Below are 18886 nucleotides of genomic sequence, written 5' to 3'. Positions count from 1 at the left end.
GGATGACATGAGCGCTGACGGTCAGGGAAGAAGCCACTGGTTCGACGACGACGCCGGACCGGTCGTCCGCCCGTACGCCATGACCCGCGGCCGCACCAGCAGCCAGGGACAGCATCGCCTGGACCTGATTGCGGTCGTGGTCGCGGAGCCGCACGCGGACGATCCGGAAGCGGACCACATGCTCTCCCCGGAGCACGTGGACATCGTCGAACTGTGCCGTGACATCCCGCAGTCGGTCGCCGAGCTCGCAGCGGAACTCGACCTGCCGATCGGAGTGGTACGGGTCCTCGTCGGAGATCTCGTGGACGCGGAATTCGTCCATGTGAACCGGCCGGTACCCCCTGCCGAGCTGCCGGACGAGAGTATTCTGCGCGACGTGATCAACGGCCTCCGGGCGCTGTGAGCAGCGCGGAAGCGGGGTACTGACGTGACTGGCTGGCAGTTCTGGGTCGACCGTGGCGGCACCTTCACCGACGTCGTCGCCCGGCGCCCGGACGGCCGGCTGCTCACGCACAAGCTGCTCTCGGACAACCCCGCCCGCTACACCGACGCCGCGGTCGAGGGTGTCCGCACCCTGCTGGCCGGCTCCGACGCTCCCGTCGACAGCGTGCGCATGGGGACCACCGTCGCCACCAACGCGCTCCTGGAGCGCAAGGGCGAGCGCACGCTGCTGCTCATCACCCGCGGCTTCTACGACGCCCTGCGCATCGGCTACCAGAACCGCCCGAGCATCTTCGCGCGCCGCATCGACCTCCCCGAGCTGCTCTACGAACGGGTCATCGAGGTCGACGAGCGCATCGCCGCCGACGGCACCGTCCTGCGTGCCCCCGACCTCGACGCCCTCGCCGGGCCGCTCCAGGAGGCGTACGACGACGGGATCCGTGCCGTCGCGGTGGTCGGTATGCACAGCCACCTCCATCCGGCTCACGAACAGGCAGTCGGAGACCTCGCCGCCCGCATCGGCTTCCCGCAGATCTCGCTCTCCGCCGAAGCCAGCCCCCTGATGAAACTCGTCCCCCGCGGTGACACCGCCGTGGTCGACGCCTACCTCTCGCCTGTGCTGCGCCGCTACGTCCGGCACGTCGCCGACGAGCTCGAAGGCGTACGGCTGATGTTCATGCAGTCCAACGGTGGTCTCACCGAGGCCGGGCAGTTCCGCGGGAAGGACGCCATCCTGTCGGGGCCGGCCGGCGGCATCGTAGGCATGGCCCGGATGTCGCAGCTGGCAGGCTTCGACCGCGTGATCGGCTTCGACATGGGCGGCACCTCCACCGACGTCTCCCACTTCGCCGGCGCGTACGAGCGCGTCTTCACCAGCCGGATCGGCGGCGTGCGGCTGCGCGCCCCGATGCTGGACATCCACACCGTCGCCGCCGGTGGCGGTTCCGTCCTGCACTTCGACGGCTCCCGCTACCGCGTAGGGCCGGACTCGGCGGGCGCGGACCCCGGACCTGCCTGCTACCGGGGCGGTGGGCCGCTCACCGTGACCGACGCCAACGTCATGCTCGGCCGGATCCAGCCCGCCCATTTCCCGAAGGTGTTCGGACCGGGCGGCGACGAGCCCCTCGACGAGGTGCTCGTCCGGGAACGCTTCACCGCCCTCGCCCGCGAGATCGGCGAGCAGACCGGCGACGACCGCACGCCGGAACAGGTCGCCGAGGGGTACCTGCAGATCGCCGTCGCCAACATCGCGTCCGCGGTGAAGCGGATCTCCGTCCAGAAGGGCCACGACGTCACCCGTTACGCCCTCACCACCTTCGGCGGCGCCGGCGGCCAGCACGCCTGCAAGGTCGCCGACTCCCTCGGCATCCGCACCGTCCTCGTACCACCCATGGCCGGCGTCCTCTCCGCACTCGGCATCGGCCTCGCCGACACCACCGCCATGCGCGAGCAGTCCGTCGAAGCACCCCTGGAAGCCGCCTCGATGCCCGGCGTCCTCCAGACCGCCGAAGACCTGGGGAGGGCGGCCCGCGCCCGACTCCTCGCCGAGGACGTCCCCGAGGAACAGATCGAGGTCACCCGGCGCGCGGAACTTCGCTACGACGGCACGGACACCACCCTCACCGTCGAGCTGACCGAGCCCGCCGCGATGCGCCACGCCTTCGAAGAACGTCATCGCGCCACGTACTCCTTCACGCTCGACCGCCCGATCGTCGTCGAAGCCCTCTCTGTGGAAGCCACCGGCATCACCGAACCCCCCGATCTCTCCGCTCTCGCCCCTTGTCGAGCCGCCTCCGACGGCAGCCCCGGCCACGACCCCGCAGCGCCCCTGACCGTCCGCCTCCACACGGACGGCGCCTGGCGCGACGTGCCCCTCCACCGCCGCGAGGACCTTCCTCCCGGCGACACCGTCACCGGCCCGGCGATCATCGCCGAAGCCGGCTCCACGACCGTCGTCGACGACGGCTGGCGAGCCGCGGCGACCGACGACGGGCATCTGCTCATGGAACGCGCCGCGATTACACAGAGTTCCGATCTCGACACGAAAGTCGACCCGGTTCTGCTTGAGGTCTTCAACAACCTGTTCATGTCGATCGCGGAGCAGATGGGCGCACGCCTCGAGTCGACCGCCCAGTCCGTCAACATCAAGGAGCGCCTCGATTTCTCCTGCGCCCTGTTCGATCCCGACGGAAACCTGGTGGCCAACGCCCCGCACATCCCCGTCCACCTGGGCTCGATGGGCACGAGCGTCAAAGAGGTCATCCGCCGCCGCGGCCCCCGCATGCGCCCGGGCGACACCTACGCCGTCAACGACCCGTACCACGGCGGCACCCACCTGCCCGACGTCACCGTGATCACCCCGGTCTTCGGCACCGCGCCCCTGCCCGACACGGACAGTGACGCGAGGAGTAGCTCGGAGGGTGCTCCGGAGGGTGGTCCGCAGATCCTCTTCTACGTCGCCTCACGCGGCCACCACGCCGAGATCGGCGGCATCGCCCCCGGCTCCATGCCCGCGGGCAGCCGCACCATCGAGGAGGAAGGCGTCCTCTTCGACAACTGGCTGCTCGCCGAGAACGGCTGCTTCCGCGAGGCCGAGACCCTCCGCCTGCTCACCGAGGCGCGCCACCCCTCCCGCAACCCGATGACCAACCTCGCCGACCTGCGCGCCCAGATCGCCGCCAACCGCAAGGGCGTCGACGAGGTCGGCCGCATGATCGAGGACTACGGCCTCGACGTCGTCCAGGCGTACATGCGGCACGTCCAGGACAACGCCGAGGAGGCGGTGCGCCGCGTCATCGACGCCCTCGACGACGGGGATTACGCCTATGAGACGGACGCGGGCGCCGTCATCCGCGTGGCCGTGCGTGTGGACCGCGAGAACCGGGCCGCGACCATCGACTTCACCGGTACCTCCGCGCAGCTGCCCACCAACTTCAACGCCCCCTTCTCGGTCGTCAACGCGGCCGTCCTGTATGTCTTCCGCACCCTCGTCGCCGACGACATCCCGCTCAACGACGGCTGTCTGCGCCCGCTGAGGATCGTCGTTCCGCCCGGCTCCCTGCTCGCCCCCGAGCCACCCGCCGCCGTCGTCGCGGGCAACGTCGAGACCTCGCAGGCCGTCACCGGCGCCCTCTACGCGGCGCTCGGTGTCCAGGCCGAAGGGTCCGGGACGATGAACAACGTCACCTTCGGTAACGAACGCCACCAGTACTACGAAACCGTTGCCTCAGGCTCCGGCGCCGGTGACGGCTTCCCGGGCGCACCCGTCGTCCAGACCCACATGACCAACTCCCGCCTCACCGACCCCGAGGTTCTGGAGTGGCGGCTGCCCGTACGCCTCGAGGAGTTCGCCGTCCGTCGCGGCAGCGGCGGCGCCGGACGGTGGCGCGGCGGGGACGGCGCCGTACGCCGCATCCGCTTCCTCGAACCCATGACCGTCTCCACCCTGTCCCAGCACCGCCGGGTCCCGCCCTACGGCATGGCGGGCGGTGAGCCCGGTGCCCTCGGCGCCAACCGGGTGGAGCACACGGACGGCACGGTGACCGCACTCGGCGGCAGCGACTCCGCGGACCTCGTCACCGGCGACGTACTCGTCATCGAAACCCCAGGCGGCGGAGGCTACGGCCCGCCGTCGCCCGACCCCCATCAAGCAGGAGAAGAGATCGATGATCTTCGGGCGTTCTGAGCGCGGCAAGCCTCCGGTCGAGCCCGTCACGCTCAAGATCCTCGTGGCCGGCGGCTTCGGCGTGGGCAAGACCACGCTCGTCGGCGCGGTCAGCGAGATCAGGCCGCTGCGCACCGAGGAGCTGCTCACCGAGGCCGGGCGCCCGGTCGACGACACCAGCGGGGTGGAAGGCAAGAACACCACGACCGTGGCCATGGACTTCGGCCGCATCACCCTGCGCGAGGACCTCGTGCTGTACCTCTTCGGCACGCCCGGGCAGGAGCGGTTCTGGTTCATGTGGGACGAGCTCTCCGAGGGCGCGCTCGGTGCCGTCGTGCTCGCCGACACCCGCCGCCTGGAGGACTGCTTCGCCGCCGTCGACTACTTCGAACGGCGCTCGATCCCCTTCCTGGTCGGCGTCAACTGCTTCGAGGGCGCTCCCCGTTACCCGATCGAGGACGTCCGCCAGGCCCTCGACCTCGACGAGGGCGTGCCGCTCCTGATGTGCGACGCCCGGGACCGAGAATCGGTCAAGGAGGCACTCATCGGCGTCGTCCAGCACGCCATGGAGTACTCCGCCGACCGCCGCGAGGCCGTGACCGGCTGACGTCGAGGACCACCGCGCACGGCCCGCACCCTCGACCGGGGTACGGGCCGCAGCAGGCGACGCTCCACGCGCGCGTGGTCAGCTGTCGCCGTCCTCCTCCCAGCCGAAGCTCTTCTCCACGGCCTTGCGCCAGTTGTGGTACTCGCGGTCCCGCACCGACGCCTCCATGTTCGGCGTCCACTCGACGTCCTTCTGCCAGTGCGCCTTGAGCTCGTCCAGGTCGTTCCACACACCAGTGGCCAGACCGGCCGCGTACGCGGCACCCAGGCAGGTCGTCTCGGAGACCTTGGGCCGCACCACCGGTACGTCGAGCACGTCCGACTGGTGCTGCATCAGCAGGTTGTTCTTCGTCATGCCGCCGTCGACCTTGAGGGTCGTGATGTGCACCCCGGAGTCCTGGTACATGGCGTCCACGACCTCACGCGTCTGCCAGCTGGTCGCCTCCAGCACCGCGCGCGCGAGGTGCGCCTTGGTGACGTACCGGGTGAGGCCCGTGACCACGCCCCGCGCGTCGGAGCGCCAGTACGGCGCGAACAGGCCCGAGAACGCCGGCACGATGTACGCGCCGCCGTTGTCCTCGACACTCGCCGCCAGGGGCTCGATCTCGTCGGCCGTACGGATGATGCCGAGCTGGTCCCGGAACCACTGGACCAACGCGCCCGTGATGGCGATCGCGCCCTCCAGGCAGTAGACCGGCGCCTCAGTGCCGATCTTGTACCCCATGGTCGTCAGCAGACCGCTCTTCGACGGCACCGGGCGGCTGCCGGTGTTGAGCAGCAGGAAGCTGCCCGTGCCGTACGTGTTCTTCGCGGTGCCCACGTCGTAGCAGGCCTGGCCGAACACGGCGGCCTGCTGGTCGCCCAGCGCGGAGGCCACGGGAACCCCGGCGAGCTGGCCCACGGCGGTGCCGTACACCTCGGAGGAGGAGCGGATCTCGGGCAGCATGGCCTCGGGAACGTTCATCGCCGAGAGGATCGAGGAGTCCCACTGGAGGGTCTCCAGGTTCATCAGCATGGTGCGCCCGGCGTTGGTCACGTCGGTGACGTGCTGACCGCCGTCCGTGCCGCCCGTGAGGTTCCAGATCAGCCAGGAGTCCATCGTGCCGAAGGCGATCTCACCGCGTTCGGCCCGGGCCCTGAGGCCGGGCACGTTGTCGAGCAGCCAGGCCGCCTTGGGTCCCGAGAAGTAGGTGGCCAGCGGCAGCCCCGTCTGCTCACGGAAGCGGTCCTGCCCGTCCGAGCCGCCCAGCTGGTTGCAGAGGGCCGCCGTCCGCGTGTCCTGCCAGACGATCGCGTTGTGCACCGGCTTGCCGGTCGCCCGGTCCCACAGCAGGGTCGTCTCGCGCTGGTTGGTGATCCCCATCGCGCTCAGCTGGTCGGCCCTCAGGCCGGCCTTGGCGAGCGCTCCGGCCACCACCGCCTGCACCTTGGACCAGATCTCGGTGGCGTCGTGCTCGACCCAGCCGGGTTTCGGGAAGATCTGGCGGTGCTCGCGCTGGTCCACGGCGACGATCGCGCCGTCCTGGCTGAAGACGATGCAGCGGCTCGATGTGGTGCCCTGATCGATGGCTGCGACGTACTTCGCGGAGTTGTCCGTCATGGCTACCCCTTCGGCTGGTTCAGAAGGCTGCGTTGCAGATGACGCCACCGAGCAGGCCGCCGATCAGTGGCCCGGCGACGGGGATTCACGAGTACCCAGTCGGACGTGCCCGTGTTCGGGATCGGCAGGATGGCGTGGATGATGCGCGGACCGAGGTCACGCGCCAGGTTGATGGCATAACCGGTGGGACCACCCAGGGACAGGCCGATGCCCACGCCCAGCAGAGACACCAGCAGGATCGCCACGCCGGACCCGTAGATACCGCCGCCGACGAAAATGTCTCCGTTGGTCATGGCTGCTCCTCAGCCTGGCCCGGGACGATCGGCCCCGGTCCTCACCTGCGGGTGCGTGTTCCCGTGGCCACTTCAGCCGAAGGCAGGGGAATCCCGCGCCCCACCCGGCATCCCATGACGAACGTGCCTCACAGCCGAATCGCCCGTGGGAAGTGGGCCATGGCGCAGGCGCACCCACGCGCCGCAGTGCCGGAATACGCCGACTATGTACGACGATGTCGACTGACACCGGAAGTGTTCACCGGCACCCAAAGGGCGTCAAGGTCGCCGACCGCTACGGTTGACGGCCCTCTGACGACCACCGGGCGGGCACCGGGCCGACGGGCCGGTTCCTCGGGCCTTGGCGGCGCCCGGTCGGGACGTTGTTCAGATCTGTCCGGGCCCGCGCGGGCCCTGGTGCGCCGCGCGAGGCTTGGCTGATGGTGTCCGGCCTCCGCCGGGCTCCGCCATGGGCGAAAGCCCAGCCACACCTGACTCCTCGCTTGCTCGTGTCCAGGATCTACCTGACCTGGAGACTTCTCAACCGCAAGAGTTCCGCGGCGCCCTGGCCGCCGCGGAAGAGCTTGGCGACGAGTCACGGTCGGGCCCCGGCAACCGGTCACCGCCGTACCCGTGCACGGCTTCGACAACGCCGCGACGTCCCCGACGCTCAGGCGCGACTCCGGCGTGATCACACAGCGTAGGCACCGGGCGGGATCAGGGGAACGGAACGGAAGTACCGGCGTCACCAGCCCCGCCCGGCCCCTGCCCCTGAGGGGCTCACGGCACGCCGATCAGCGCACCGCGATCACCGCCGACCCGTGCCCGAACAGCCCCTGGTTCGCGGTGATGCCGACGCGTGCTCCCGGGACCTGCCGGGCGCCCGCCGCGCCCCTCAACTGCAGGGTCAACTCACAGACCTGGGCTATCGCCTGTGCCGGAACGGCCTCCCCGAAGGAGGCCAGTCCGCCGCTGACGTTCACCGGTATACGCCCTCCCAAGGCTGTCGCGCCGTCCCTCAGCAGCTTCACGCCCTCACCCTCCCCGCACAGCCCCAGGTCCTCGTACCACTGCAACTCCAGGGCGGTGGACAGGTCGTATACCTCGGCGAGCGACAGGTCCTCCGGCCCGAGATCCGCCTCCTCGTAGGCCGCCCGGGCGATCGATCTGCGGAATGTCTCGCCGGAAGGCTCCACAGCCCGCGCGGAGTCCGTGGCGATGTCCGGCAGGTCCAGCACGGTGTTCGGATAACTCGGGGTCACCGTGGACACCGCCCGGATCCGCACCGGCTCCGCCTGCCCGTGCCGGCGCGCGTACTCCATGCTCGAGAGCACGAGCGCCGCGCCGCCGTCGGAGGTCGCGCAGATGTCGAGCAGCCGTAACGGGTCGGCGACCACAGCGGAGGCGGCGACCTCCTCGGCGGTCACGCGATCGCGATAGCGCGCATGCGGATTCAGCGCTCCCATCGCCGAGTTCTTCACCTTGACCTGTGCGAAGTCGTCCGGTGTGTCGCCGTGCTCAGCCATGCGTCTGCGGGCGTACAGCCCGAAGTACACGGGGTTGGTGGCCCCGAGAATGCGGAACCGCAGCCAGTCGGGATCGTCCGGCCGGTCCCCGCCCGCAGGGCGGAAGAACCCCTTGGGAGCGGCATCGGCTCCGACGACGAGCACCACATCGGCGAGCCCGGCGAGGATCTGGGCCCGCGCGGCGTCGATGGCCTGCGCCCCGGACGCGCACGCGGCGTACACGCTGGTGACCCGGGCCCCTTGCCAGCCCAGTGCCTTCGCGAACGTGGCCCCGGCGACATGGCCGGGATAGCCGCCCCGCACTGTGTCCGCACCGACGATCGCGCCGATGTCCGGCCACTTCAGCCCGGCATCCGTGAGCGCTTCCACGGCCGCCGCGACGCCGTACTCCACGAAATTGCGTCCCCACTTGCCCCAGCGGTGCATGCCCGCGCCGAGCACCGCCACCTCTTGCGTCATGCCGCCACCCCCGTCGGCCGCCAGTGCCACGTCGTCCAGGTCGTCTCCGCGTCCTCATGGAGCACACCGGGTACGACCTCCACCTCCAGGCCCACCGCCAGGTCGGCGACGGTGACCCCGGGAGCCGCCTGCCCCAGCACCACCATCCGCTCGGCCTCCAGCTCCACAGCGATGAACGCGCACGGCTCCCACGAATGTTCCGGATCAGTCACATAGGGTGACGGAGGCGGGTACCGGCTGTCCGTGAACGACCACACACGCCCACGCCGCGACAGCGCGACCTCGGTCAACTCGCCGCCCTCGCAAGCGGGGTTGCGGCAGTGATGGTCCTCGCGGGGAAAGAAGACCGACGTACACGCTGCACAGCGCGTGCCGAGCAGCCGGAAACCGTCACCCTCCCCGGTGAACCACCCCGCCACCACAGGTGTTCGTGCACGCGCCACAGCATCCTCCCCGCACATGGAATCTGACGGAACGTCAGGAGTGTGTCACGGCGGGGCGGAGATCGGCAGTCCGCGAGCCCGAACGGACGGACGGCCGCCACTGCGCATGCGGCCCCTTTCCATGACACGACCAGTCCTGGTAGACGCAGGGGGCATGACACGACTCACCACCGTGGCGCGTGCCCTCGTCACCACGTTCGCCGCCCTGCTGGCAACGACCGCACCCAGCACGACCGCCCAGGCCGGCACCGACCCGAAGGCGCCGAAGGACTTCGTGGCGCTGAGAACCGTGGATCCGACCATCATCCAGGAGATGCGCTACGTCACCCGGCACAACTTCGTGGGCGAGCGCATCGACGGCTACCGGCAACCCCTCTGCATCCTCACCCGCCCCGCCGCGGAAGCCCTCCACAAGGCCCAGCGCAAGCTCCTGCGCCAGGGCTACAGCCTCAAGGTGTACGACTGCTACCGGCCGCAGCGCGCGGTGGACCACTTCGTCCGCTGGGCCGAGGACCTCGACGACGAGGCGATGAAGGGCGAGTTCTACCCGAACGTCGACAAAACGCGGCTGTTCGCCGACGGCTATATCGCGGCGAAATCCGGCCACAGTCGTGGCTCGACCCTGGACGTCACACTCGTCAGGCTCCCGGCCGAGCCGACCCGGCCCTACCGCAGCGGAGAACCGCTGGTGCCCTGCTTCGCGCCCAAGAGCGAGCGATTCCCCGACAACTCGATCGACATGGGAACCGGCTTCGACTGCTTCGACACCCTCTCGCACACCCTCGACCCACGCATCCAGGGCCCGCAGCGCAGCAATCGACTGCTGCTCAAGGGCACCCTGGAAGGCCTCGGCTTCGTGAACCTGGCGGAGGAGTGGTGGCACTACACCTTCAAGCCCGAGGTATACCCGGACACGTACTTCGACTTTCCCGTGGCCCGGAAATCCCTCACCAGCGCTCGATGAGCAGCCCGCTCGAAGCGCCTTCTGGGTGATCGGCTACAGTCCGCGCGTGTCCGAATCTCAGCACTCCGCTTCCAACTCCGCGCCGAACTCCCACTGTTCGAGCTGCGGCGCGCCCTACGGAGAGCGCGTCACCGGCTGGCCGCGCACCTGCCCGGTGTGCGGGGCCGTGGCCTACCGCAATCCACTTCCGGTCGCGGTCGCCCTCCAGCCCGTGTACGACACCAAGGGCACCGCCCTCGTCGTCATCACCCGAACCATCGCCCCCGCGCGCGGGGGCACCGCCCTGCCCGGCGGCTACATCGACGACCGGGAGGACTGGCGGCAGGCCGTCATACGTGAACTCCGGGAAGAGACCGGCATCGACGCAGCCGGCCGTGACGTACGGCTCGCCGACGCGATGAGCTCTCCCGACGGGCACCTGCTGCTCTTCGGGCTCCTCCCGGAGCGCCCGGCCGAGAGCCTGCCCTCCTCCGCCGCCACGGACGAGACCGAGGGCTGGCACCTCCTGCGCAGGCCCGAGGAACTCGCCTTCCCCCTGCACACGCTCGCCGCGCGAGCCTGGTTCGAGGGCCGCTACATCTGAACTCAGCGCTCCGCGGCCCCGCGGACGCGCACCGGGTAGGACGGCGCGCCACCGCCGTCCTCGCCCTCCCGCTCGACGACCACCCGGGAGCCCGCCCACCGAGCGGTGTAGCGCTCGATCTCCGGTTCCTCCCATCCATCGCCCCCGTCCGGCACGACCAGCCCGCCCCCGGTCCGCCCTCGGGCGGGCGCCCAGACCTCCAGCTCCAGCCCGCCGTCCTCCCCACGGACCGGAAGCACGGCACCCGCGCGCGCGAACACCGGGATCCGCGCCAGAGGCGCGTCGACGAGCACCCGCCCCGGTCCGTCGTACGCGCGCCCGGTCGCAGTGTCGTACCAGCGCCCCCAGGGGAGCCGCACGGCACGCCGGTCGGTCTGCGGGGCCAGTACCGGCGCCACCAGCAGGCTGTCGCCCAGCAGGAACGCGTCGTCGCAGTCACGCAGCGCCCGGTCCTCCGGCGCCGCCCACCACAGCGGCCGCACGTACGGCGCCCCGGTCCGCCTCGCCAGATGCGCCAGCGTCACGAAGTACGGCAGCAGCCGACGGCGCTCGGCGAGCACCAGTCGCGCGTGCTCCAGCACCTCGGCACCGAATTCCCACGGCTCCCTGCGACCCGCCCGCAGGCTCGCGTGCGTACGGAACAGCGGCAGATACGCGCCCAGCTGGAACCACCGCAGATACAGCTCCGGAGACGGATCCCCGTCGAAGCCCCCGACGTCCGGCCCCGAGTACGGAACGCCGCACAGGCCGAGCCCCATCACCAGCGCCAACGACGCCCGCAGCCCCGGCCACCCGGTGGCCACGTCCCCCGACCACGTCCCTCCGTAGCGCTGCATACCGGCCCACCCGGAGCGGGAGAGCAGAAGCGGCCGCTCCTCGGGCGCGAGCTTGCGCAGCCCTTCGTAGCCCGCCCTGGCCATGCACAGCGCGTACACGTTGTGCGCCTCCCGATGGTCACCGCCACGTCCCTCCAGGGAGTGACGGGCCGAGAGCGGCAATGTCGACTCGCCGAAGGCGGTGAACGACGTCGGCTCGTTCATGTCGTGCCAGAACCCCGAGAAACCCTGCGCCAGCCGCTCCCCGTAGAGGCCGCCCCACCACTCACGCACGCGCGCGTGCGTGAAATCGGGAAACAACGCCTCCCCGGGCCAGGCGACACCTCGCACGACGTGCCCCGAGGCATCCCGCACGAACGCTTCCCCGGCCGCACCGCCGTCGTGCACCGCGTTGCCGGGAAGAGCCTTCACGGCAGGGTCCACGATCGACACCAGCCGGATGCCGTCCCGCCGGAGCTCCTCGGCCAGCACGGGCAACTTGGGGAAGCGGTCCTGGTCGACGGTGAAGACGTGATGTGCGTCGAGGTGGTCGATGTCCAGGTGCACGGCGTCCAGAGCAAGACCTCGCTCCAAGTAGCCCGCGACGATCCGCCGCACCTCCTGTTCACTGCCGAACCCCCACCGCGCGTGATGGTGCCCGAGCGCCCACGCGGGCGGCAGCGCGGGCGCGCCCGTGAGCGACGCCCAGGCCAGCAGCACGCGCGCGGGGGTACCCACCATCACCCAGCAGCGCAGCGGGCCGCCGTCCATACGCAGCTCACACGTCCCGGCACGGTCGTGCCCGGAACCCGCGCCCTCATCGCCCTCCCGCAGCGTCACCGTGCCGTCCCACGAGTTGTCGTGGAACGACAGATGCGTACCACCGTCGGACACCACCAACTGCACCGGCATTGTGATGTACAGCGGGCCCTCCCCGGGCGCGAAGGCACGGCCGGGATCGCTGTTCCACAGCCGGTACGTGCCGTCCGGCAGACGAGGCCCCGAACTACGCCCCCCGAGACCGAAGAACCGCGCGTCGGCGCCCACCTCCGAGCGCTGCATCCACCGAGCCGGACCGCCCCCGACCGGCTCCCACCACCGCGGCGGCAGATCCCGCCGCAGGGTCACACCACCCGGGGTACGCACCTCCACCGCGCCGTACCGCGAGACCACCAGCGTCACCCGCTCGGCCACCACACGCCAGCCGCCGTCCTTGTCCGGCTCCAGGACCGCCCGGGGATCGGGCTCGGGACAACGGCCGGCCAGCGCGTACGACGGCTCCGGCTCCGCCCCGTCCCAGCCCCAGAACACGGCGCCGTTCACCGCGACCAGAATCCGCAGCTCCGACCGGCTGAACCGGACGACACCTCCTCCCGGCCCCGGCTCCACGTCCGTCACGGGCCCGGGCACCCGCGCACGCTCCGCCCCCCGCGGCGGCAGCCCGGTGGCGTCGGCCCGCCGCCTGCGCCACGCTGCTCGTACGGTACGCACACCCTGCGCCGCCCCCACCGAAGCCACCGCTCTCACCGAACGCACCAGGTCACGACCGTTCATGCTGCTCACCTTGCCACCGACCGCTCCGCACACGTGTGTCGTTCAACTGCCGTTCACCCGTGCCAAGACCACATCTTCACGACACGGACTATGTGGGGCGCACTCTGGTGCCGAAGTCGATCACATGGCATTGTCCGTGCCAGCCGCTCACGCGCACACCCCAGCCCGTGCGCGGAGGACGCACACGACGCGCACAGTCCGGGAGCCGACCATGTCGACCGACACCTTCCAGCCGCTCTGGCAGCCCGATCCCGAGCGCATCGCCCGCGCGCGGATCACCAGGTTCCAGGCCTGGGCCGCCCAACACCACGGCGCCCCCGCCGACGGCGGCTACGCGGCGCTGCAGCGCTGGTCCGTCGACGAGCTGGACACCTTCTGGAAAGCCGTCACGGAATGGTTCGACGTCCGCTTCTCGCACCCCTACGCGCGCGTGCTCGGCGACCGCTCGATGCCGGGTGCCCAGTGGTTCCCCGAAGCGACGCTCAACTACGCCGAACACGCCCTGCGCGCGGCCGCCACCCGCGCGGACGAACCGGCTCTCCTGCACGTCGACGAGACACACGAGCCCCGCCCCGTCACCTGGGCCGAGCTACGCCGCCAGGTCGGGTCCCTGGCCGCCGAACTGCGCGCCCTCGGGGTCCGCCCCGGCGACCGCGTCAGCGGCTACCTCCCGAACATCCCCCAGGCGGTCGTGGCCCTCCTCGCCACAGCCGCCGTCGGCGCGGTCTGGACGTCCTGCGCCCCCGACTTCGGAGCCCGCAGCGTCCTCGACCGCTTCCAGCAGGTCGAACCCGTGGTGCTCTTCACGGTCGACGGCTACCGCTACGGCGGCAAGGAGCACGACCGTCGCGACGTCGTCACCGAACTGCGCCGCGAACTGCCCACCCTGCGCGCAGTGATCCACATCCCGCTCCTCGGCACCGAGGCACCCGAGGGCGCCCTGGACTGGTCGGCCCTCACCTCTGCCGACACCGAGCCCGTCTTCGAGCAGGTGCCCTTCGACCACCCGCTGTGGGTGCTCTACTCCTCCGGCACGACCGGCCTGCCCAAGGCCATCGTCCAGTCCCAGGGCGGCATCCTGGTCGAGCACCTCAAGCAGCTCGGCCTGCACTGCGACCTCGGCCCCGAGGACCGCTTCTTCTGGTACACCTCGACCGGCTGGATGATGTGGAACTTCCTCGTCTCCGGCCTGCTCACCGGCACCACGATCGTCCTCTACGACGGCAGCCCCGGCTACCCCGACACCGGCGCCCAGTGGCGGATCGCCGAACGCACGAAAGCCACCCTCTACGGCACCTCGGCCGCCTACGTCATGGCGTGCCGCAAGGCCGACGTGCACCCGTCCCGCGACTTCGACCTGTCCTCCGTGCAGTGCGTCGCCACCACCGGGTCGCCCCTCCCGCCCGACGGCTTCCGCTGGCTCCACGACGAGGTCCGCGACGACCTGTGGATCGCCTCCGTCAGCGGTGGCACCGACGTGTGCTCCTGCTTCGCCGGAGCCGTACCGACCCTCCCCGTGCACATCGGCGAGCTCCAGGCCCCGTGCCTCGGCACCGACCTGCAGTCCTGGGACCCCAGCGGCAACCCCCTCGTCGACGAGGTCGGCGAACTGGTAGTCACCAACCCCATGCCGTCGATGCCCATCCACTTCTGGAACGACCCCGACGGCAGCCGCTACCACGACAGCTACTTCGACACCTACCCCGGCGTGTGGCGGCACGGCGACTGGATCACCCTCACCTCCCGCGGATCGGTGATCATCCACGGCCGCTCCGACTCCACGCTCAACCGCCAGGGCGTCCGCATGGGATCCGCCGACATCTACGAAGCCGTCGAGCGGCTCCCCGAGATCAGGGAATCCCTCGTCATCGGCATCGAGCAGCCCGACGGCGGCTACTGGATGCCCCTCTTCGTGCACCTGGCCCCCGGGGCCGTCCTCGACGAAGCTCTGCTCAACCGCATCAAGCAGACGATCCGGGAGCAGCTCTCACCGCGCCATGTCCCCGACGAGATCATCGAAGTGCCCGGCGTCCCGCACACCCTCACCGGCAAGCGCATCGAGGTCCCCGTCAAGCGCCTCCTGCAAGGCACCCCGCTGGAGAAGGCGGTCAACCCGGGCTCCATCGACAACCTCGACCTCCTGAACTTCTACGAGGACCTCGCCCGCAAGCGCGCCTGACCCTGCCGCGCAACTCCCCGTCACCCCGACCCACGGCGCAGGTCACAGCGCACAGCTGCTGTGACCTGCGCCATCACCGCTCGATCGCGTGCATGGTGCCCAGCGCCGGGCCGATTGTCAGTGCCGCCGATTACTGTGAGTGAGCATTGATCGACCGTGCACAGGGGGAAACAATGGCGCACACCGACAACCGCACCATGCGACGGGTCCTGCACCGCGAGATCGCCGGCACCATCGGCCTGCTCACCGACGAGCACGACTTCAAGGCCATGCGGCGCTACCGCACCTTCACCTTCGCCGACCACACGACCTACCTGAAACAGATGGAGTCCCTCCTCAGGGCCCGAGCCTTGCAGGGCAGCCACACCACCGTGGCCCTCTTCGACCCCGAGGAGTACGCCGAGTTCTGCACACAGAAGGAGCTGGACCCCGACAAGTCGTCGAGCCGCGCCCGCTTCACCGCCCAGCTCGCGGCCACCGGCCCGACCCTTCCCTACGACGGCCGACCGCTGGCCGACCTCGTCCCGGCCCTCGTCGACGAGGCCGTCCGGAAAGCCACCTGGGAGTACGCGACCACCCTCCTCGCCCGCCTGGGCGCCTGCACATCCTGCGGCGAAGACATCGGACGCGCCGCCTTCACCCGAGCCGCCGGCCTCCTCGTCCGCATCCTCGACACGGCCCCGCCCGGCGACCGCCACCTCGTCTGCAGCGTCACCGGACCGCCGGAAACGCTCCTCGCCGCCCTCCACGTCGGCGACGACGGAGCCGCCCTGGAACTGGACGAGACCGAAGCCCTCGAATTCACCACGGTCCTGGCCCTCGGCCTGGCCACCGAAAGCCCCGGAGGACTCGTCATCCGCGTGAGCGCCCCGGACACACCCGACCGCGTCTACGGCTGGCGCATGCGCGGATACGGCCTCCAACCCCTCACCGCGGGAGAAGTCTTCGACGCCTACTGCACCGACATCGAATCCGGAGACCTGATCTCCCCGGAATCCAACGTCGACTACTGCGCACCGCCCGACCTGGGCGAGGAGAAACACGCCGAGGGCCACCAGCACTGAGAACACGGGAGGGGCGCCCCACATCAGTGGAGCGCCCCTCCCGGGAAGCCATGAAGCCGTCGGCAAGCAGTCTGCAGCAACGCCAATGCCGTCGACAGCAAGGCCGAACTACTCGCCCGACAACACAGCCTGCGCCGCGCTGCGCGCCTCCTCGGCACTGTCCGTGGCCCTCGCCGCCGCGGCGGCCCGCTCGCACTGCGCCAGCGTGTACTTCGCCAGCGTCGCCCGGACATAGGGAATCGACGCGGCGCCCATCGAGAGAGAGGTGACGCCCAGACCGGTCAGCACACACGCGAGCAGCGGATCGGACGCGGCCTCACCACAGACACCGCAGCTCTTCCCCTCGGCCTTCGCCGCCTCGGCGGACAACTCCACAAGGTCGAGAAGCGCGGGCTGCCACGGGTCCTGCAGACGGGAGACGGCACCCACCTGCCGGTCGGCGGCGAACGTGTACTGCGCGAGGTCGTTCGTCCCCAGCGACAGGAACTCCACCTCCTGCAGGATCGAGCGAGCCCGCAGAGCGGCCGACGGAATCTCGACCATCGCACCGAACTTCGCCCGCAGCCCTGCCTCACGGCAAGCGTCCGCGAAGGCGCGGGCATCCGTACGGTCCGCCACCATCGGGGCCATGACCTCGAGGTAGACCGGCAGCCCCTCTGCGGCCTTCGCCAGGGCGGTCAGCTGGGTGCGCAGGACGTCAGGGTGGTCGAGCAGAGTCCGCAGCCCCCGCACGCCGAGCGCCGGGTTGGGCTCGTCCGCCGGCGTGAGGAAGTCGAGCGGCTTGTCCGCACCCGCGTCAAGCACACGCACCACGACACGTCCCTCGGGGAACGCTTCGAGCACCTGCCGGTACGCGGCGACCTGCTTCTCCTCGGACGGAGCCTGCTTGCTGTCGTCCAGGAAGAGGAACTCGGTGCGGAACAGACCGACGCCCTCGGCACCGGCCTCGACGGCGGCCTCCACATCAGCGGGGCCACCGATGTTCGCGAGGAGCGGCACCTTGTGCCCGTCAGCGGTGGCACCGGGGCCGGTAGAGGCGGCCAACGCCGCCTTTCGCTGGGCGGCCGCGGCTTCGAGCTGGGCCTTCTTCTCGTCGCTCGGGTCCACGAAGATCTCTCCCGTGCTGCCGTCGACGGCGATCATGGTGCCCTCGGCGAGCTCACCGGCCCCCGGCAGCGCCACCACGGCCGGCACACCGAGCGCCCGGGCCAGAATCGCGCTGTGGCTGGTGGGTCCGCCCTCCTCGGTGACGAAGCCGAGCACCAGGGCCGGGTCCAGCAGCGCGGTGTCCGCAGGCGCGAGGTCGCGGGCCACCAGCACATAGGGCTCGTCGCTGTCGGGGACGCCCGGCATCGGCACCCCCAGCAGCCGGGCGACAATACGATTCCGCACGTCATCGAGGTCGGCCACGCGACCCGCGAGGTACTCACCGGCTCCCGCCAGCAGCTCGCGGTACGAGGCGAACGCGTCGTACACCCCGCGCTCCGCCGTGCTGCCGACCGCGATCCGGCGCTCGACATCGGCCATCAGCTCCGGGTCCTGGGCCATCATGGCCTGCGCCTCGAGCACCGCCTGGGCTTCGCCACCAGCCAGGTTGCCGCGCGCCATCAGGTCCGCCGCGACCGCCTCCACGGCCTTGCGGGCGCGCCCCTGTTCACGCTCCGCCTCGTCCGCCGGGATCTGCTTCGCGGGCGGCTCGAGCACCGCCGTTCCCATGTGCCGTACCTCGCCGATGGCCACACCGTGGCTCACGCCGACGCCTCGCAGCTTTGTCTCCATCTCACCCGTCTCCGATAGAGCGGCGGGCCCCGCCGCCGCGTTGGTTGTCGTACTCGCCGTCATGGGACGGCACGGACGTCACTTCCAGAGGAAGAGACTGTCGCCGGCCTTCACTTCGCCGTCGACGCGAAGATCGGAGAGAGCTTCGGCCGTGGCTTCCAACGCCACGACCGGGCAGATCGCGGACTTCCCGGCGGCCTCGACGGCGGCCGGGTTCCAGCGCACGACAGCCTGGCCGCGCCGGACGGTGTCGCCCTTGTTCACGAGCAGCTCGAAGCCCTCGCCGTTGAGCTGCACGGTGTCGATGCCGAGGTGAGTGAGCACGCCGTGTCCGCTCTCGTCGACCACGACGAACGCGTGCGGGTGAAGGGAGACGATGACGCCGTCCACGGGGGATACGGCCTCGGAGGGCTCTCGTACGGGGTCGATCGCTGTGCCCGGGCCGACCATGGCCCCGGAGAAGACGGGATCCGGCACGGCTGCCAGTCCGATGGCGCGTCCTGCGAGCGGGGACGTCACGGTGGTCATGGGAAGCCTCCCAGGGGTGGAGATCGGTATGGCCGTCCCTGTAGGTACCGGGCGGCACACTGTTGAGCAGCGTATGTCACCTGAAGTGCCGGTTCCGCGTGTGCACTCCGAAGTGGTCTAGACCATACCCCAAATCGATTTGCACCCGCTCCGAGGCCGCGTGTACAGTCGTACTCCTGCTTGGGGCTGAGCGACGCAACCTTGCGCCCTGGCCGAGCAGCAACCAACTTGTCAGATCCTATCCTTGGGTTCCTTTCTGCATGCCTGCAGGATGGTGGTCAGGGGGCCGGAAAAACACTGATAGAGTTTGGAGCACCGAAGGGAAGCCCGGAGGAAAGCCCGAGAGGGTGAGTACAAAGGAAGCGACCGTTCCTTGAGAACTCAACAGCGTGCCAAAAGTCAACGCCAG

The 18886-nt window shown here is 70.3% G+C and carries 13 protein-coding genes and 1 pseudogene; 7 read left to right on the top strand and 7 right to left on the bottom strand.

Going from position 1 to position 18886, the window contains the following annotated elements:
• Positions 1 to 7 precede the first annotated feature (7 nt).
• From ACFZDE_RS36890 to ACFZDE_RS36880, 3 genes are read left to right on the top strand one after another with little or no spacing between them, the layout of a single operon-like run.
• Positions 8 to 403 carry a DUF742 domain-containing protein gene (locus ACFZDE_RS36890; protein ID WP_184561475.1) on the top strand — a complete coding sequence of 132 codons (396 nt, stop codon included), beginning with the start codon at positions 8 to 10 and terminating at the stop codon, positions 401 to 403.
• A gap of 24 nt (positions 404 to 427) precedes the next feature.
• Positions 428 to 4126 carry a hydantoinase B/oxoprolinase family protein gene (locus ACFZDE_RS36885; RefSeq protein ID WP_391211515.1) on the top strand — a complete coding sequence of 1233 codons (3699 nt, stop codon included), beginning with the start codon at positions 428 to 430 and terminating at the stop codon, positions 4124 to 4126.
• Positions 4107 to 4712 (top strand): ATP/GTP-binding protein, encoded by a 606-nt coding sequence (locus tag ACFZDE_RS36880; protein ID WP_391005020.1) that lies wholly within the window; start codon positions 4107 to 4109, stop codon positions 4710 to 4712. The genes ACFZDE_RS36885 and ACFZDE_RS36880 overlap by 20 nt, the downstream gene beginning before the upstream one ends.
• Positions 4713 to 4790: 78 nt before the next feature.
• On the opposite strand, the gene glpK is transcribed toward ACFZDE_RS36880, so the two are convergent.
• The 4 genes and pseudogenes from glpK to ACFZDE_RS36860 form a co-directional block, all read right to left on the bottom strand.
• On the bottom strand, positions 4791 to 6311 hold the full coding sequence (gene glpK / locus ACFZDE_RS36875) for a glycerol kinase GlpK (RefSeq protein ID WP_391005022.1): 1521 nt from the start codon (positions 6309 to 6311) through the stop codon (positions 4791 to 4793).
• Positions 6312 to 6330: 19 nt separating this feature from the next.
• Positions 6331 to 6574, bottom strand: a pseudogene (locus tag ACFZDE_RS36870) (aquaporin); the annotation flags it as partial.
• 803 nt (positions 6575 to 7377) lie between these two features.
• The gene (locus ACFZDE_RS36865; protein ID WP_391211493.1) at positions 7378 to 8568 is read right to left on the bottom strand and encodes a lipid-transfer protein; all 1191 of its coding nucleotides are present in this window, start codon (positions 8566 to 8568) and stop codon (positions 7378 to 7380) included.
• Positions 8565 to 8990, bottom strand: coding sequence for a zinc ribbon domain-containing protein (locus tag ACFZDE_RS36860; RefSeq protein ID WP_391212015.1), 426 nt, complete (start codon positions 8988 to 8990; stop codon positions 8565 to 8567). The genes ACFZDE_RS36865 and ACFZDE_RS36860 overlap by 4 nt, the downstream gene beginning before the upstream one ends.
• A 175-nt stretch (positions 8991 to 9165) precedes the next feature.
• On the opposite strand from ACFZDE_RS36860, the gene ACFZDE_RS36855 reads away from it, so the two are divergent.
• Positions 9166 to 9975, top strand: a complete 810-nt coding sequence (locus ACFZDE_RS36855) for a M15 family metallopeptidase (protein ID WP_391211483.1) — start codon at positions 9166 to 9168, stop codon at positions 9973 to 9975.
• Between the two features lie 46 nt (positions 9976 to 10021).
• Complete coding sequence (locus tag ACFZDE_RS36850) at positions 10022 to 10558, top strand: NUDIX domain-containing protein (protein WP_391005028.1); 537 nt, start codon at positions 10022 to 10024, stop codon at positions 10556 to 10558.
• A 2-nt stretch (positions 10559 to 10560) separates the two neighbouring features.
• Here ACFZDE_RS36850 and ACFZDE_RS36845 read toward each other — a convergent pair whose 3' ends face one another.
• Positions 10561 to 12927, bottom strand: coding sequence for a TIM-barrel domain-containing protein (locus ACFZDE_RS36845; protein WP_391211469.1), 2367 nt, complete (start codon positions 12925 to 12927; stop codon positions 10561 to 10563).
• A 211-nt stretch (positions 12928 to 13138) separates the two neighbouring features.
• On the opposite strand from ACFZDE_RS36845, the gene ACFZDE_RS36840 reads away from it, so the two are divergent.
• Together ACFZDE_RS36840 and ACFZDE_RS36835 are read left to right on the top strand one after the other, a co-directional pair.
• Positions 13139 to 15106, top strand: a complete 1968-nt coding sequence (locus ACFZDE_RS36840; protein WP_391211460.1) for an acetoacetate--CoA ligase — start codon at positions 13139 to 13141, stop codon at positions 15104 to 15106.
• Positions 15107 to 15279: 173 nt separating this feature from the next.
• Positions 15280 to 16170: a hypothetical protein gene (locus ACFZDE_RS36835; protein ID WP_391211449.1), complete on the top strand. Its 891-nt coding sequence runs from the start codon at positions 15280 to 15282 to the stop codon at positions 16168 to 16170.
• Positions 16171 to 16278: 108 nt separating this feature from the next.
• Here the strand turns inward: ACFZDE_RS36835 and ptsP are convergent, their stop codons facing one another.
• Together ptsP and ACFZDE_RS36825 are read right to left on the bottom strand one after the other, a co-directional pair.
• Positions 16279 to 17949, bottom strand: coding sequence for a phosphoenolpyruvate--protein phosphotransferase (gene ptsP / locus ACFZDE_RS36830; protein ID WP_391005036.1), 1671 nt, complete (start codon positions 17947 to 17949; stop codon positions 16279 to 16281).
• A 78-nt stretch (positions 17950 to 18027) separates the two neighbouring features.
• Positions 18028 to 18477, bottom strand: a complete 450-nt coding sequence (locus ACFZDE_RS36825; protein WP_381458631.1) for a PTS glucose transporter subunit IIA — start codon at positions 18475 to 18477, stop codon at positions 18028 to 18030.
• Positions 18478 to 18886 lie beyond the last annotated feature (409 nt).

Source organism: Streptomyces sp. NPDC007929, from assembly GCF_042959065.1.
GTDB lineage: Bacteria > Actinomycetota > Actinomycetes > Streptomycetales > Streptomycetaceae > Streptomyces.
The sequence above is the reverse complement of the archived record's forward strand: the minus strand, read 5'-3'. Positions and strand labels throughout refer to the sequence as shown.

Bases quoted from the DNA above. Each gene is read 5' to 3' on its own strand.
- ACFZDE_RS36890 (WP_184561475.1), top strand. From the start codon at position 8: ATGAGCGCTGACGGTCAGGGAAGAAGCCACTGGTTCGACGACGACGCC.
- ACFZDE_RS36880 (WP_391005020.1), top strand. From the start codon at position 4,107: ATGATCTTCGGGCGTTCTGAGCGCGGCAAGCCTCCGGTCGAGCCCGTC.
- glpK (WP_391005022.1), bottom strand. From the start codon at position 6,311: ATGACGGACAACTCCGCGAAGTACGTCGCAGCCATCGATCAGGGCACC.
- ACFZDE_RS36865 (WP_391211493.1), bottom strand. From the start codon at position 8,568: ATGACGCAAGAGGTGGCGGTGCTCGGCGCGGGCATGCACCGCTGGGGC.
- ACFZDE_RS36855 (WP_391211483.1), top strand. From the start codon at position 9,166: ATGACACGACTCACCACCGTGGCGCGTGCCCTCGTCACCACGTTCGCC.
- ACFZDE_RS36845 (WP_391211469.1), bottom strand. From the start codon at position 12,927: ATGAACGGTCGTGACCTGGTGCGTTCGGTGAGAGCGGTGGCTTCGGTG.
- ACFZDE_RS36840 (WP_391211460.1), top strand. From the start codon at position 13,139: ATGTCGACCGACACCTTCCAGCCGCTCTGGCAGCCCGATCCCGAGCGC.
- ACFZDE_RS36835 (WP_391211449.1), top strand. From the start codon at position 15,280: ATGGCGCACACCGACAACCGCACCATGCGACGGGTCCTGCACCGCGAG.
- ptsP (WP_391005036.1), bottom strand. From the start codon at position 17,949: ATGGAGACAAAGCTGCGAGGCGTCGGCGTGAGCCACGGTGTGGCCATC.
- ACFZDE_RS36825 (WP_381458631.1), bottom strand. From the start codon at position 18,477: ATGACCACCGTGACGTCCCCGCTCGCAGGACGCGCCATCGGACTGGCA.